General features: G+C 43.3%; 12 protein-coding genes. 4 read left to right on the top strand and 8 right to left on the bottom strand.

The annotated features are described in order from the left end of the window. Positions 1-209: 209 nt before the first annotated feature. Both V1500_RS23055 and V1500_RS23050 read left to right on the top strand, forming a co-directional pair. The gene (locus tag V1500_RS23055) at positions 210-1,358 is read left to right on the top strand and encodes a lactate 2-monooxygenase (RefSeq protein WP_409302972.1); all 1,149 of its coding nucleotides are present in this window, start codon (positions 210-212) and stop codon (positions 1,356-1,358) included. Between the two features lie 302 nt (positions 1,359-1,660). After that, complete coding sequence (locus tag V1500_RS23050; protein WP_409302970.1) at positions 1,661-3,445, top strand: S9 family peptidase; 1,785 nt, start codon at positions 1,661-1,663, stop codon at positions 3,443-3,445. A gap of 33 nt (positions 3,446-3,478) precedes the next feature. Here the strand turns inward: V1500_RS23050 and V1500_RS23045 are convergent, their stop codons facing one another. After that, the gene (locus V1500_RS23045) at positions 3,479-4,153 is read right to left on the bottom strand and encodes an NAD(P)H-binding protein (RefSeq protein ID WP_409302969.1); all 675 of its coding nucleotides are present in this window, start codon (positions 4,151-4,153) and stop codon (positions 3,479-3,481) included. Positions 4,154-4,306: 153 nt separating this feature from the next. Between V1500_RS23045 and V1500_RS23040 the strand changes: the two genes are divergently transcribed. After that, positions 4,307-4,768, top strand: a complete 462-nt coding sequence (locus V1500_RS23040; protein ID WP_409302967.1) for a GNAT family N-acetyltransferase — start codon at positions 4,307-4,309, stop codon at positions 4,766-4,768. A 42-nt stretch (positions 4,769-4,810) separates the two neighbouring features. Here V1500_RS23040 and V1500_RS23035 read toward each other — a convergent pair whose 3' ends face one another. The 7 genes from V1500_RS23035 to V1500_RS23005 form a co-directional block, all read right to left on the bottom strand. Further along, positions 4,811-5,665: a DUF4097 family beta strand repeat-containing protein gene (locus tag V1500_RS23035; RefSeq protein ID WP_409302965.1), complete on the bottom strand. Its 855-nt coding sequence runs from the start codon at positions 5,663-5,665 to the stop codon at positions 4,811-4,813. A 338-nt stretch (positions 5,666-6,003) separates the two neighbouring features. Next, positions 6,004-6,162, bottom strand: coding sequence for a hypothetical protein (locus V1500_RS23030; protein ID WP_409302963.1), 159 nt, complete (start codon positions 6,160-6,162; stop codon positions 6,004-6,006). Beyond that, on the bottom strand, positions 6,162-6,413 hold the full coding sequence (locus tag V1500_RS23025; RefSeq protein WP_409302961.1) for an integrase core domain-containing protein: 252 nt from the start codon (positions 6,411-6,413) through the stop codon (positions 6,162-6,164). The genes V1500_RS23030 and V1500_RS23025 overlap by 1 nt, the downstream gene beginning before the upstream one ends. After that, a complete protein-coding gene (locus V1500_RS23020) occupies positions 6,346-7,032 on the bottom strand; it encodes a transposase (protein ID WP_409302959.1) in 687 nt (228 codons plus the stop codon). Before V1500_RS23020 ends, V1500_RS23025 begins: the two co-directional genes overlap by 68 nt. An 82-nt stretch (positions 7,033-7,114) precedes the next feature. Then, on the bottom strand, positions 7,115-7,429 hold the full coding sequence (locus V1500_RS23015; protein ID WP_409302957.1) for a transposase: 315 nt from the start codon (positions 7,427-7,429) through the stop codon (positions 7,115-7,117). 355 nt (positions 7,430-7,784) lie between these two features. Then, positions 7,785-8,909, bottom strand: coding sequence for a DUF5050 domain-containing protein (locus tag V1500_RS23010; RefSeq protein WP_409302955.1), 1,125 nt, complete (start codon positions 8,907-8,909; stop codon positions 7,785-7,787). An 856-nt stretch (positions 8,910-9,765) separates the two neighbouring features. Then, positions 9,766-12,051 carry a YhgE/Pip family protein gene (locus tag V1500_RS23005; RefSeq protein ID WP_409302953.1) on the bottom strand — a complete coding sequence of 762 codons (2,286 nt, stop codon included), beginning with the start codon at positions 12,049-12,051 and terminating at the stop codon, positions 9,766-9,768. A 467-nt stretch (positions 12,052-12,518) separates the two neighbouring features. On the opposite strand from V1500_RS23005, the gene V1500_RS23000 reads away from it, so the two are divergent. Beyond that, complete coding sequence (locus V1500_RS23000) at positions 12,519-13,223, top strand: toxin regulator (protein ID WP_409302951.1); 705 nt, start codon at positions 12,519-12,521, stop codon at positions 13,221-13,223. Positions 13,224-13,273 lie beyond the last annotated feature (50 nt).

Genomic DNA, 13,273 nt, shown 5'->3' with positions numbered 1-13,273 from the left:
CATGAGTATTTCTTTTTGAATTTCTAAGTTCCTTCACTTTTTTTGCCTGTGATTTTTCTATGCAATAGGTTTTATACTTAAGGCCAATTGTCATAAACCAATTACAGGATGTCGAAAGTTAACTAAATATTCCCACAACAATTGGATGCTAATGGTAAAATAATATAGGGCAAGATCTTTTGATCATTGGAATGAAGGAGGAGAAAGACATGAATTATGGAAATACAGTGCAACTGAAAGTCTATCAAAATCTAGAGAAAAATGTGGTGCCGGTAACCTACGAAGAGCTGGAAAGAAAAGCAAAGGAAAAGCTGGAAGATGGACCATATTATTATGTAGCTGCCTCTGCGGGTGCTGAGGAAACAGCGCGGGCGAACAGGGAAGCGTTTTATAAGTGGAAGATTGTACCCAGGATGTTTTGTGATACGGACGAACGGGATTTGAGTGTAGAGCTATTTGGGCAAAAACATGCGTTTCCAATACTGTGTGCTCCTGTCGGTGTACAGTCCATTGTCCATCCTGAGGGAGAATTGGCTTCCGCGCGGGCGGCTGCCGCAGCAGGGGTTCCATTCATTTCGAGCACAGCTTCCACGCATAGCCTGGAAAAGGTAGCCGAAGCAGGTGACGGCGCAAAATGGTTCCAATTATATTGGAGCAAGGATCGTGAAATAGCTGCGAGCATGGTAAAAAGGGCTGAGAGCGCAGGATATGGGGCTATTGTAATCACCCTGGATACTCCGATGATGGCATGGAGGGAAAAGGATATTGAACATGCCTACCTTCCTTTTTTAATGGGCCAGGGAATTGGAAATTATCTCGAAGACCCGGTGTTTTGTTCACGGTTGAATCGCCCGCCAAGTGAAGATATGCAATCCGCCATTATGTTATGGTCACAGGTGTTTGGAAACCCGACACTGACATGGAAAGACCTTGAATACATTCGCATGCATACTTCACTGCCTATTTTATTGAAGGGGATACTTCATCCTGAAGATGCAAGGCTTGCGCTGGCACATGGTGCAGATGGCATTATCGTAAGCAATCACGGCGGAAGGCAGGTGGACGGCGCTATTGCTGCATTGGATGCATTGCCAGAAATTTGCGAGGCAGTAGGAGATGAAATTCCGGTCTTAATGGACAGCGGAATCCGACGAGGAGCGGATATTGTGAAAGCGCTTGCTTTGGGAGCGAAGGCTGTCTTAATCGGCAGGCCATATATTTATGGATTGGCATTGGCTGGGGAAGACGGAGTGAAGCAGGTTTTAAGGAATATCCTCGCCGACCTTGATTTGACAATGGCATTAGCAGGCAAGAAGTCCATTAAGGAAATCGACCGCTCTTTATTGAAAAAAGTATAAAAATCATGGTGCATATGTGAATTCCCATTAAAAATAAACCATAGCCCGATTAACGCACTCCGATAAGGTTCGATTCGGGTTTTATTATTGCAATTCGATGAACAATCCAAGTTTCATCCGATTATTACTCGACCTTGAAAAAAGCACGAAAATAAAAACAAGGCCGTGCTACATGGACATTTTAAGATATCCGAAGACTTTGCAGGGTTTTTTAACGAATAAAAGGGTTTTTCACATAGGATGCAGAATATAGAGCAGACAAGAAATAAAATTATACTTGTATAAAGATATAGGGGGCATACATGTTTACATTCAATAAACCGGGTGTGGAAAGCTTTTTTCAAACCCTGAATATAGCTGGCTTTGATGTCAGTCCGGATGAAACCGAGCTGATTTATTCCACGAACCTGAATGGCTATTATAATCTTTGGGCCATGAAGCTGGATAAGGGCTATCCTTACCAGATGACAACAGCAAACCAAATGCATTCCTTTGTAAAGTACGACCCAAAAGGAAGGTTTATATTAACGGGCTTCGATCGTGACGGGGACGAGGATTATCATATTTATGCCATTCCGATGCATGGCGGTGAAACAACGCCTGTCCTTCAGGAAAAAGGTGAAAAATTCTATTATGGGGACCTGTCGAAGGATGGAGAAACGCTTTATTACATAACGAGCGCAGGGAACCCGAGCTTTTTGAACCTACACAAGCTGCGTCTTGAAAGCGGTGAAAAGGAACTTCTTTTCAAAGGGGAAGAAGGGCCAAGCTATTTATACTCTGTCAGCCCTGATGAAAGCTCGTTTGCCTTCTCAAGAGCTGTAGGAAATACCAGTGTATTCGGCTATATTTCCCAACAGGGAGAGCATATACCGGTGACCCCATCACAGGATACTCCTCACCGTGTAAGCCAAGTTGAATATCTGAATGACAAAGAAGTTCTCGTACTGACTAATTTCGAGAGCGAATTTACCTATCTTGCAACCTTTAATGTGGCAGATCGTTCATTTGGAAAATTGACCGAAGTTGAAGGCTATGAATTTGTCAATTTAACTTTGGATAAGGAGAGAAATCGTGCATTTTTTGTTGCTCAGCGGGGCGTGGAAGACCATCTATATGTATATGACCTTGAAACGAGGCAGGCATCAAGGCTGGAAATCCCGGTCGACATTGTGGACAGCATCGTAGCAGGAAAAAAAGGGACGATATTTGTTCTGGGAAAATCCAGTACTGCACCTGCCAATATATATAGAAGCGCAGACTTAGAGGCATGGGAGCAAATCACCGAACATAAGATTATCGGCAGGGGCAGGGAAGAGCTTTCAGAGCCGGAGGTATTGCGTTATCCAAGCTTCGACGGGCTGGAGATTGAAGCCCTGTATTATCAGCCGAAGGAAGAGCTTGATAATGGCTATACTGTGCTATGGCCGCACGGGGGTCCCCAGTGGGCGGAAAGGAAATCTTTCAAAGCGGTGATCCAGTATTTATGCACACAGGGCTTCCGTGTATTTACGCCGAACTTCCGAGGCAGCACCAGTTATGGAGAAAGCTTCATGAAGCTGGTGAACAAGGATTGGGGAGGAGGCCCAAGGCTCGACATCATCACCGGGATGGAGTGGCTCGATAAGCAGGGGAAATCCTCAAGCGACAAGTGGTTCTGTGTCGGAGGGAGCTATGGCGGCTATATGACGCTTCTTCTTCACGGAAGGCATGCCGACAGATTTAAAGCATTCGTGGATTTATTCGGTCCGAGCAACCTTTTTACAACATTGGAAACGGCGCCTGAGCATTGGAAGGCTGCGGACGCTGAATCGATTGGTGACGCAGTAGCTGATCGGGATAAACTGATTGAGGATTCGCCAATGACTTATATCGACCAGATGACCAAGCCCATGCTCGTCATACAGGGATCCAATGATCCAAGGGTAGTGAAAGTGGAATCGGATGTCATTGTAGAGGCAATGAAACAGCAGGGCCAGGACATTGAATATCTGGTTCTTGAGGATGAAGGCCATGGCTTTTCCAAAACAGAAAATGCCATTACCGTATATAAGACAATGGTACAGTTCCTCCAAAAATATATATAGATAGAAACAGGAAAAACCTTTAGTTGCATAGTACTAAAGGTTTTTCTGCTTCGATGCATCTTCAATTCGGTCCGACAAATAGATGTTCACTCCGGGCCTCCCCTGCTGTGCGATATGGTACATAGCCTGAGCCACCGTCTTAGCCTGAATCGCCCGATATTTCCGCAATGGTCCGAAGAAGGCAAACGATAAAAGCGGAAACAGCCGGCCTGCCACCGATTCCCCGAGCCTGAATTCCTTTCTGTCTCCTAATAATAGAGAGGGACGTACAATCTGGAGAGCCGGAATGTCTATCTGCGTGAGCTGTTCCTCCAAGTTTCCTTTCATTCTCGAATACCAGATGGAGGAATTAGGATTTGCGCTCATGGAGCTGATGATGACAAACTGCTTTGCACCTTCCTGTTTTCCGAGCCGTGCCATGGAAAGCGGATAGTCAACATCCACCTTTGCCATGGCTTCTTGTGTCCTTGCTTTCTTAATGGTCGTCCCTAAACAGCAAAATATATCATCTGCTTTAAAGCTCTCTTGCACTGCGTGAAGATGATCAAAATCGACTACCTTCTCAACCAGTTTAGAATGGTTAATGCCCTGGGGGCTTCGCACCAAAGAGATCACTTTATCATACTCTTTGGCATGTAAAAGAATAGAAAGCAATTCCCTGCCAACAAGCCCAGTCGACCCCGCAATGAGGGCTGTTTTTCCTCCCATATAACTTCTCGTCCTTTCCGATTTCTAAGATATTTCTGTTCTCATTGTAGCTGTTTTTGTTACTATTGAAAAATGAACGGGATATGATTTTTATTGATACAATTTATGCTGAAAAGTAAAATAGAACAAACATGTAGGAAAGGGGAGAACCATATGGAAGAGCTATTATTGACTAACGGGGAATTTTATATTTCAACCAATAAAAAATACCTGGATATAGGTGTAATAGAGAAATTTTTGGCTGATGAATCTTATTGGGCTCAGGGGAGACCCAGGTCGGTCATTGAAAAATCAATCACAAACTCCACTGTGTGTTTCGGTATATACATAGGAAATCCTAAAGAGGGGGCTGCTCAGCAAATTGGATTTGCACGGGTAGTGTCTGACCTTGCTACATTCGCTTATTTGGCAGATGTATTTATTCTCAAGCAGCATCGCGGACAGGGCTTGTCCAAATGGCTGGTGAAAAATATTGTGGAGCATCCGGAGCTTTCGGAATTAAGGAGATTCATGCTGGCTACAAATGACGCCCATACATTATATTCTCAATTCGGCTTTAAACCATTAAGCAACACAGAACGATATATGGAAATTATGAGGTCAACAGACTATTAAATTTACTAAAGGAGGAAGAACCGGCTTCCTCCTTGTTTTATTTTATCTTATATCTATGGAACCGCTGGAAACCTCGGCTTCAATCAGGTTTTTTCCTGAGCCGTAAGTTCCTTCGAATTTATTGCTGTCGGTACCCGCATTTCCTTTGAGAGGAAAGCTAGAGGTAATCTGTCCACTACCAGCTTCCCCTTTTAAAGTGAAATCAGCATCAGCAGGAAGATCGATGACAGCTTCGCCCGAACTAACATCTAGAAGTATATCCTCATTGATATCATCAAGCTGGGCGGAAAATTTGCCAGAAGAGAGCTCAGCTTCGATGCCGCCGGTGTAATTCTCCAGCCGGGTTGAGCCCGAACTAATATCGAATGTCCCGTGTTTTGCACGCATAGACGAGATTTCCACACTGCCTGACGATTCGTCGACCGTAAGTCGATTTACAGATAAATTTTCGAGCTTTGTATTCCCGGACCCTACATCGACGGTGAGTTTGTTTAATTCCATTGGCTCTTTTGGAGACAGTCCTGAAAAGCGAAGATTTCCTGAACCGAGTTTAAGATTTATGCTCCCAGTATAATCGTCGGGAATGTAAATCTTTAGATCACCCTTTTTATAGAAGGGGAACGATTCATACCATCTGCGCTCTACCGTTACTTCAATGCGCTCGCCTTTTTCTTTTACAACAGCCTTGCCCTTGCCATTTAACTCTGCGCTTACATCCGTTCTATCTTCAGGAATGATGACGGTGCTTCCCCCTGCAATGTGAATATCAATGGTTCCAATATCCTCTCCAGCCTCAGCAGTTGAACTGTTCGAGAATGGCAGCCAGCTGATATTCAAACCATTTACCACAAAATAAAGCAGAAGGATTCCCAGGAAAATCGGGATGATCTTTTTCATTTAGAATCACGACCTCTTCGTTTTTTATAAGTTGATGGTATATGTTTTTAGGCATCGTTAATATAAGCTGTAGCTATATTTTGAGTTAAGACTTAAGGCTTAGGTGTGTTTGTAACAAGGGGTTGTTCGAATGGGCGGAGTGTGCAGATGAAATATTTCGAACGCCTGAGCATTTATATATTTGTAGTAACTAATTTGGATTCAAGTATGACCAGCAAGCGGTTCGCTCATAAATTGTGTAGTTCGAGCATAAAATATGGAATTCGAGCATAAAGTTGTGGATTTCGCGCGTAAAACTGGAATTTCCGGCTTGGCCCCCTAATTTAGGACACGATCTACTAATTTCTCCGTTTAGCTATCTTTTTCATTTTCCTATCCTCCTGCTTCACCTTTGCCGATTGTAAATGATGTCTCTGCAGTGTCAAGCCCACTTCGCTTGACACTTTCGCTCCATCACTTTCCTGGTTGGTAGGTGAAGAAGGAGTCAATCTGCACATCAGAGGCTTACTGCTCTCTCCTCAACAGGCCCTTCCTCCATGAAAAGCTGGTGGTAACCCGAAGGGGAGAGGTATTTCAGGCTGCCATGATACCTCCTGTTGTTATAGAAATCCATAAAGTCATCGATCCAGTAGTAGGCTTCTTCGAAGCACTCAAAAACATGTCGCTGGTAACACTCCCGTTCAATAATACTGTGAAAGGATTCGATATAGGCATTCAGGTTGGGCGATTTTTGGTGGGATCCGTTCATGGTACACCTTCTGTTCCATACAGAATTCACCAAAATGCTTACTCAGGAATTGTGGTCCATTATCGCTTCGGATGATGATGGAATACTCATCCTCTTTCTTTGGAATCGCCACTTTACGGCTCTTGAGTGCTTCCTTAAGCATCTCCGTAATGTCCTCTGCCCTGCAGCTTGACCCTCGGTAATGGCCGACAATGCTCCGGTCATAGACATCAATGGCACTGGCTAGGAAAAAGAACCTGCCACTCTCCTCGATGGAGCCATACTTGATATCCACCTGCCACAGCTCATTTGGCCCGTTGATCACGTGCTGCCTGGCCAGCCTTCTTGGATAAGGGGAGGGCGCATGCCGTACAGGCAAGAGGATCCCAAGTTTCCTGCATAGCCGCATGACCTTCTTTTTGTTGATCTTCAGACCATACCTTACCTTAAGGTGGTGGGTCAGCTTTTTATATCCGTAAATGCCTTCTTCCCCCTCGACTGCCTCCATCAGGAACTCCTCGATCTCTTCATCCGATATCCTATGACCCGACAGGGTTTCAGAGAAGCTCGGGAAGGGCCTTCCACGCCTGGCCGTTCCTTCTTCGTCTCTTTTTTCTTCTTTATAGTGATGGTAGTACAAGGATCGATTCACTCCCAGTGCGGTGGCTGCACGCTTTATTGGAAAACCTTCGCTGGCCCAGAGGTATATTTCCTCCAGACGATTACTTAGGGGAATTGTTTTTTTTTAACAGGTTCTTTAACATCGCAACCTCCAGTTCTTTTTCCCCAAGCAGTTTCATCGCCTGTTCATACTTCTCCATCAGTTCATCTTTCGTAGGGTTCTCTGAAAGGACGGCAGTCCCTTCAGCCTCCATGCCATCACGGACTTCATCCTCGTATTCATTGATCCATTTTCTTATTGTGTTCGTCGAAATTCCTGCCTTTCTGGCAATGGAGGCCATTCTTCCACTTTCCAGCGCCATCCGGACATATTGCTTTTTTACATCCTCAATGACATCAATTTTCCTTTTGGGCATTTATGCACCCCCTTATTTTTACTTGTACCTAGTGTAAGGGTTAGGCATTTTCGGTGTCCAATGGATTAAGGGGTCCTAAAAGTTTCGATCATAAACTCCGGGATATCGAGCATATCCAGCTTGGCAGGTTAGTAAAATATCTTCTTGATAAAGGCTTTTTCCGAAATTCATGAATAATCCTCTTAATTTATCCGTTTTCTGCTGAAACTTTACATAAATAGCATTTTAAATGTTGGATTTTAAAAAAGCCGGAATAATTCATTGTTTGTTGTGTGGAATAAGGCTTCTTGTGAAATCTTACTCTAAAGCATCATGCCTTACATAAAACTAATAAAAAGGGTGCCGCTATAGCACCCTAGTATACTTTCAGTTTTCCTGCTTTTTTTGTATTTTGGTTTGTATAGTGAAGATAGCTGCCGTTTACGTAAAGACCATATGCAGGTGCATTAGTCAACTTTTTCAGGCCAGTGCCGTTCAATTTCATTTTGTAAAGGCGGTTATAATCCGATAGATTGCTGAAATAAAGGGCACCGCGCAGCAGCTCCAATGAGTACATTCGTGTGTTGGAGATTTTTTTGTTCCCTGAACCTGTCAATGTCATCCGATACAATTTCCGTTGGTCTTTTTCATTAGAATAATAAATGTAGGACCCACTTCGGATAAAATCCTTCGCTGAATAAAGGGCCTTATATTTCATGCTGGTGGCCTTTTTTAAGCCACTTTTATTCCAAGCATGGTCCCTGGAAAGCTGGCTCTCTGGCACAAGGAAATAATTATAACTAAGGATTGGCCTCATATCATTATAGACCGGATCATTCCATGTAATATCCATATAATAGTAGTTTCCATCAACTCTAACCTGGTTCCAGGCATGAAGGTCTTTATTTGCATATCCGGTTACTTTGACTGCCCAAATTCCGCTTTTATTTAGAAGCAGCTTTGCCGCCTTCGCATAACCATCACAAACCGCTTTTTTTCCAATGAGCGCACCATATACTGAATATGAACTTTGTGGAATGGTCCCTGATAAATAATTACCATAATCGTATGTCGTGTTATTCACAATGTAATCGTGTATGTATAAAACCCGGTCGAGCTCGGATTTCAGTTTCTTAGCGTTATTGGAGACTGATGCGACCTTCTTGTCGAGCTCTGTCTTCATGGTAGCAATTTGTGCTTTAGGAAAACTATAGCTGGGGTAAAAATAGCCGCTGCTATATTCGGATGAAACGTTGTATCTATATGTATTATTTAAAAAAAATATTTCAGGATGGTCATCCAGAACCTTTTGGTATGTTGTATAAATCTTCTCTCTGCTGGTACCATATTTTCCGAGTGAAATAGAATCTTTGTAGGAAACAATGCCCTGATAGATTAAATTGTAAAGCGGGTCCGTTGCTGCCTTTGCATTTGTTTCGCTAAAAGGGAAGAGAGGGGCAATAAGCAAAGATAACACAATAATAAAAGTTATTTTTTTCACATTACACACCCTATTTTGTTTTTTTGTCCGTGTCTTCTGTGGCTCGAATGAAACCAGGAAACAGGGGACAGAAGCCTGCTGTTTACGATCCATGTTTTGTACCATTAATGCGTTATGATTTCTATTACTACTTTTATCGACAATCTTTTTCAAATTGTTAGAGCTAAGTTTGTCTGTATTATGGACATTAAAAGCCTTCCAGTGTAACGTGGGAAGGTTTAGTTTTTTAATAGGCATGCCAAAGCTATAAAGAATTAGCGGAGCAGGGTGTAGCAAAATGCGATTACGTGACGTATAAGGAGGGTGAAACCTCAAACCGGAAGAGCAGTAGAAGAAAGATGAAAGGATAAATTAGATCAGTTAGGGGAGGAAAGGTCCTTAGTAGAAAAAAATATAAAACGTATCGATGTTGGAAGCGCAAGTAACAATATTGAAAGTTGCTAGCTATTCAATTTCATTGCGACGACACCAATTCCTTTGTTTGTACGATAGATTTTAAGTGTTTTTCATGCAAAAAGCTGTTATAACCATTATAAATTTATTGAGAATACTATTTTACTACTAACCTGCCAGCGGGTTATGCTCGATATTCAGGGATTTGTGCGCGAAATGTATAACTTTACTTTATGCTCACAAATCTCGCATTTATATGCGAAATTTATAACTTTATGCTCGAAATTGCAATTTTATGCGCGAACGCCGAATTTATGAGTCAACAGCTTGCTTGTATGTTTGACTGTAATAAATTCTCTCAAAAATAAGAAGATTACCATTCTGACCTCATAAAAAAAAGCCCTTCCAGCACAAACTGGAAAGGCTTTTTCCCCGAATTGACTCCGGCCCTTAATATTGTCGGTTATGCTGCCACATCTGCCTGTTCGATTCTCCTATTTGAACGGAACATGACTACTGCTGCAGTCAATCCAGCTGCGATAGCAAGGAATATCAGCAGAGTGCCTGTATTTGTCCAGAAAGAGCTATAGTTATCAAGGGTGATGACAGCTTTGTATGCCCCGATCGAATAAGTAAGCGGCAAGAAGTTGCTTAATGCCTGGAGGTTGTCGGGAAGCATGTGGATCGGCAATGCCGAGCCTGTTGTAGAAAGCTGCAATACCAAAAATGCAAAAGCAATAAATCGGCCGATATTGCCTGCTAGGACAGTCAGGAAGAAAATGATCGTCATAAATGTGACGCTTGCCAGGACAGATAAACCAATCATATACAGTCCATTTGTAAAACCTGACTTGACCAGGAAAGCAGCGATTAAGGATACAAGCAATCCCTGAGCTGCAGCCAGGCCTGCCATTGTACCGTATTTGCCTGCATACCATCTAATCGGTGTAACAGCAGTAACTGCCGGACGATTTAAGTCAAATAATAGCGACATGACGAGTGCGCCTACGAATAATGCGAGAGACAGAATATATGGCGCATTTGCGTAGCGGTACATCGGAAATTTGTGCTGAACTTCCGCAGCTGTTTGGACAGGTGCTGCGAACATTTTAACATTTGAATCAGCTGTATTCAGTGCACTTGTCTTTTCGGCGCCGCCTGCCAATCCGGCAGCTAACTGCTTGCTGCCGTCTTCAATTTGTCCGACTCCGCCATCAACCTTCTTCACTCCATCGGTTAGAGTGCCCCAGCCGGTTTTGACCGTTTGGTTCCCGGCACTGACCTGTTTCATGCCATCATTGAGCCTTGCCGTTCCCGCTGTTAAAGTACCCCAGCCTTCTTTAACGGCTTGGTTTCCGTCACTTACTTGTGACAAACCGCCATTAATGGTAGAAACGGCAGCTGTTACCTTGCCCCATGAGGAGTTGACGGTATCATTACCGGCAGCCAGCGTCTTGGAACCTGCTGCCAATTGCTTGGCACCCTGGTTCAGTTTAGCCTGGCCGTCCACGAGCTGCTTAAGTCCGCCATCGAGTTTGGCTGCTCCCGGAGCTGCCTGTGCAAGGCCATCAGCGACACGGCCAGCACCATTTTTAAGATCCTCAGCTCCTGCGGATAACCGCTGCATATTTTGTGCCAGCGATTTACTGCCTTCCTTAAGCTTGACGAAATCCGGACTCAGCATTAACTGAGGCTGGGCTTGAGCCATTCGTTCCAGGCCGGCTGCTATTTGTGCAGCTCCTGCAGCAAGCAGTAATGAATTGTCACTGATTGCTGTTGCGCCGTCAGCTACTTGTTTGCTTCCTGGCGCCAATTGGGCAAGTCCGCCATTTAAGGAAGCGCTTCCACTTTTAGCCGTCTGTAAACCAGCTAATAGTTGGCCTGAGCCTTTTTCAAGCTCGGCAGCACCTGCTGAAACCTGCTTGGCTCCATCGGCAAGCTGCCCAATCTTTCCGGATCCGTCCTGGAGAGATTTTAATAGCTCACTAGATCCAGCTTCCAGCTTTTTTGAACCATCCGCAAGCTTGGATATATCTCCCGACTTTTCCTGAAGGGATTTAAGCATTGTGCCAGTTCCATTTTCAAGTTCCATAGTGCCGGCTGCGAGCTTATCGATATCAGTTGCTTTTTCGGTTAAAGAGTTAAGCATCGTAGTAGTACCGTTATGCAGTTCTGTTGCACCGGCACTCAATTTGGATGAGCCGTCTGCCCCATCCTTGAATCCTTTTGCGATATCACCGAGACTCGCAAAAAGGGTTTTTGTATATGTTTCAGTTACCTGTGTCGAAAGCTGGCTGCGGATTCTTTCAGCTGCATTGCTGGTGACCTGGGCAGCCATAAAGTGCAGGCCTTCGTTCTGAGTATATTTCAACTCGGGCTTTTGAGGATTTTCGTCCAGAACTGTGGTTACTTTTTGAGAAAAATCGCTTGGGATTTCGATGACCATATAGTATTTGAGATCATCTATTCCTTTTGCGGCTGTTTCAGAATCAACAAAATCCCATCCTAAGGTTTTATTGCTCTTCAAGTTCTCCACCAAGTCTTTTCCGACATTGATCGGCGTTTCACCCGACATGCCGCCCTCGTCATTATTGACTACTGCAACAGGCAAACTGGACAGATTGTCGTAGGGACCCCAGCTGGCAGTAAGAATTATGGCCACATATACAAGCGGCACCAATAACACAGCAATGATTGCAATTAAAAATCCTCTGCCACCGCGTCCTTCCGATTGAAAAAGTCCGTTCATAACTTCCCTCCCTAATAGAATATATTAATGAAAAAAATGAATGAATATTCAGTCATTATTTTCATTAAATTAATATATTCTGAGGAATAGTGCTAAAATCCTGCAATATTCTTCCTAAAAATTTTCGACAACAGCACCAAATCGAGACAGAGCTAGATAAAGTATCGATATACCAATAATTAAGTAAAATATAGTACCTGAATAAGAATTGAGCTAGGGGCATATGCTTCACGGAAGGTTTACACTGCTACCCTTCCTGAATATAAGTAAAAATAACCTTTCCTGCTACAATGAGCAGGAACAAAAACCTTTATCAGAGTTCCTGTAAATACGTGAGGATTTACTGTTTTACGACATTGGTAATAAGTACCTTACCAAATTAAAGAATATTATTGCTATACTTTGGAACTGGGAACTATATACCCGGTTCTTTTTATTTATCAATTTATAAGAAAAGGATGAATGGTGTGAACAAAGTTTTAGGATTTGCGAAAAGAAGATGGAGATATATTCTTACTGCATTTATTGCTCTGATTATTGGAGCGAATATGGGTCCTTCAACCGAAGAGTATAATAAGGTTGTAGCCAAAGCAAATGACAACGCTGAAAAGGCAAATGAGCGCGGTGATGAAATAGAAAGACTGCAAGGTGAAAATGGAAAGTTGAATGACAAATTGGTAGAGGCTGAACCATTCTTTAAATTGCAAGAAGAAGAGCGCAAACAGAAGGAAGCTGAAGCGAAAGCCGCCGAAGAAAAACGTCTAGCCGCTGAAAAAGCGAAGGAAGAAGCTGCTAAGAAAGAGGCTGAAAGAAAAGCCGCCGAAGAACAGCGAAAGCAAGAAGAAAAAGAAAAACAAGGTTACAACACAGGTATTACCTACAGCCAGTTGGCGAGGACTCCTGATAAATATATGGGTGAAAAAGTGAAGTTCCGTGGCAAGGTTGTACAGGTAATTGAAGGTGATGGAGAAACTCAAATAAGATTTGCCGTTAATAGTGATTATGATACGATCCTGTTTGCTTCCTTCGACTCTGCTGTTGTTAATTCAAGGGTGTTAGAAGATGATGTGATCACGATCATGGGAACATCCGCTGGGTTAATCACCTATGATTCCACAATGGGTGGTCAAATATCCATACCTGGTGTGTCCATTGATAGGATAGACCAATAATGAATAAGGAAAGGGCCAGGGACTGTGTCTCTGGTCCTTTTTAATACCAA

The organism is Peribacillus sedimenti (assembly GCF_046237635.1).
GTDB lineage: Bacteria > Bacillota > Bacilli > Bacillales > DSM-1321 > Peribacillus > Peribacillus sedimenti.
The sequence above is the reverse complement of the archived record's forward strand: the minus strand, read 5'-3'. Positions and strand labels throughout refer to the sequence as shown.